At 66.4% G+C, this 2,346-nt stretch carries 2 protein-coding genes; both read left to right on the top strand.

Annotated features, from left to right (window positions below; genetic code table 11):
- Positions 1 to 172 precede the first annotated feature (172 nt).
- The gene (locus BJF81_RS11825) at positions 173 to 1,225 is read left to right on the top strand and encodes a hypothetical protein (RefSeq protein ID WP_075958512.1); all 1,053 of its coding nucleotides are present in this window, start codon (positions 173 to 175) and stop codon (positions 1,223 to 1,225) included.
- 37 nt (positions 1,226 to 1,262) lie between these two features.
- Entirely contained in the window at positions 1,263 to 1,781 is a 519-nt protein-coding gene (locus BJF81_RS11820; protein ID WP_237770218.1) for a luciferase domain-containing protein, read from the top strand.
- Positions 1,782 to 2,346: the final 565 nt, after the last annotated feature.

The following is a 2,346-nucleotide window of genomic DNA, read 5'->3' as shown; positions in this document are numbered from 1 at the left end:
ACCGGACAGGAGGAAACCGCTGCTACCGTCCCCGCACTGACGGCCTGATCAACCCCACCGAGGGATCACCGTCGTACACCACTCCACCGGACTTGACCTCATCGAGCGCCGCGAGCCGAACCGGTGGACCGAGGCTCAGCTGCGCGACTCCTTCGCCGCGCGCGTCAACATCATGCACACCCTCTACGTCGCTTCCCACGCCGTGGCCGTAGGCCTTGCCAAGACCGCGGCCGAGGAGAAGGGCGACCGCCGTCTGCAGGTGCACCGGGTCACCGCCGAGGAACTACGCCACCAGGTCCTCAGCATCGAACAGATCACCCACTCCTACATCAACGGCCACTACCCGCAGGCGTTTCACGGAAGGCACCGCGAACCGCCGGACGACACCAGAATCCCCGGCGCCATCGCCAGCTGGGACGTCCACGCCCAACGGGCACTGACCCGAGAACCCACGACCCACGCGCTGACGCGGGTGGCTGGGGCAGCGTTCAGCGCATCCCTACACGTGCACGCCCTGTGGCGGGCAGCCGTCCAGACCGGACAGGTAGACCCCCGAACGTTCGAAAACGAGATCAGTCCCGCGCTGGAAACGATGATCGAGAAGTGGGGCCAGGCACACACGTACTTCCAGCAGCTCACCCACCCGCACGACTCGAGCCCTCTCGCGCTGAGCAAGGCAGGGTGGGAACTGGTGGACGCCATGCGAGAGGTCACCGCGACCAGGCGCATGCCCGCCTCGGTCGAGGACATCAGGGAACGTGTGGACGGGGAGACCCTGGTGAGATCGCTGCACCGGTTCCACGCCACCATGGCCGGGGTGGCAGGGGTTTTTCACGAGACCGCACGCAAGGCGCCCCTGCTGGTCGACGCCAGGGCGGCAAACGACATCGCGCGAACGGCGTCCGAGGACAACGGTAGAGGGGTCCCACCGCCACAAGAGGCAACCGTCGCCCCGCGCGACGTCCTCCACAAACGAGCCATCCCGTTCCCAGAAGGCATTCGAGGCCCTGCGGAGGACGTCGGTGGCCAGGCGGCCACGGCGACGCGCGCGGCGCTGCGATCCACCCTCGCAGCCAGTGACGGCCATCGTCCGGTCATGAGCCCACACTCAGCCTGGACGCCTCCAGTCGGGTCCGAAAGCAGGCTGGCGGCCAGTCAGAAAAACCAACACCGGGCCCCCACAACGAACCCGACGAGCGCGACGCCGCTGCACGCGTCTCGATAGTGACAAGCTCCCGACCGATGGACGCCAGGTGCGGCAGATGAGCGCGACCGCGGGAGAACCGGGGTGGCCCCGTTCAACCGTTGGGTACAGTCTCGAGGTGCTTATCGAACAACGCGCTGGCGTCCGCCCGACCACGTCGGACGAGGGCCCGCACCGACAGGTCGACCAATTGGCTCCACCGGCGATCTGGGGAGAGTTGGTCGCTCAGGTCTTCGCCCTTGAGGGCGTTGTCGAGGGAATCAGTCAGGTTTCTCCGGCGTCCTCCCGAGCCGTCTACCTGGCGGACTTCAAGGAGGAGGTTTCGCCTCGAGCCTCGCTTTCTCCCGGAAGGCGCCTGGAGCCGGTGCATCTGCACGGCGTGCAGGACACGAGCGTGCATCTAGTGCTTCCAGCGGATCGTGGCGAAGAGCTGGTCCGTCTCGGCTGGGCCGAGCCTCACCAGTACGCGGACTTCGGCACAGAGTTCATGATCTTCGGCCCCCGGGACAGCGACGAACTGCACGTGGTGCTGTCGATCATCAAGGAGAGCCTCGACTTCGCCCGCATCGGGGCCTAAGACCGCTCGTATCGCACGGGTGGGTATCGCGCTGGAAGCGGCAGATGAGGACGTTCGTCGGTCGCGACCTCTCAGCCGCTCAGTGCGCCCTGATCGCTGCCATACCCGGATACAGAGCCCACGAACCGCCTCGCCTACGGTGTCCTCATGCCCACGACCCCGCCTCGGCGCCGTCGTGGTACCCCCTTGCCGGTCGTGGTTGTCGCTTTGGCCGTCACGATGGCGACCGTCGCCGCGACTACCGTGCTATTGATTCGTCCTGCGGTGTCGACGCAGCGTTGGGCGCTGGACCGCGACGTCGCAACTGTGTCGACGTCGAACCACGACGCTTCGCCGTGGGGTTTGCACCTCTTCCTCGTGCCGCACCCCGACGACGAGCTGTCCGGGTGGACCTCGCTCGCCGAAGCCCGCGGCCTTCGACCCGTCCTGGTGCTCCTTACCCAGGGAGAAGCAACAGTACGGTGCTCTGAGCCTGGATCCGCCGAAGTTTATGGTCGTGTGACTGGGTCGTGACACACGAATGCCCCTGTGACCTGGGAGGATGGGACTTACCACAGACCCAGAT

The organism is Ornithinimicrobium sp. CNJ-824, assembly GCF_001942405.1.
GTDB lineage: Bacteria > Actinomycetota > Actinomycetes > Actinomycetales > Dermatophilaceae > Ornithinicoccus > Ornithinicoccus kibberensis.
Note: the sequence above shows the minus strand (reverse complement) of the source record. Positions and strands in the feature narration are given on the sequence as shown.

Excerpts from the sequence above, each read along its gene's own strand:
- BJF81_RS11825 (WP_075958512.1), top strand. The coding sequence starts at position 173 with ATGCACACCCTCTACGTCGCTTCCCACGCCGTGGCCGTAGGCCTTGCC.
- BJF81_RS11820 (WP_237770218.1), top strand. The coding sequence starts at position 1,263 with ATGAGCGCGACCGCGGGAGAACCGGGGTGGCCCCGTTCAACCGTTGGG.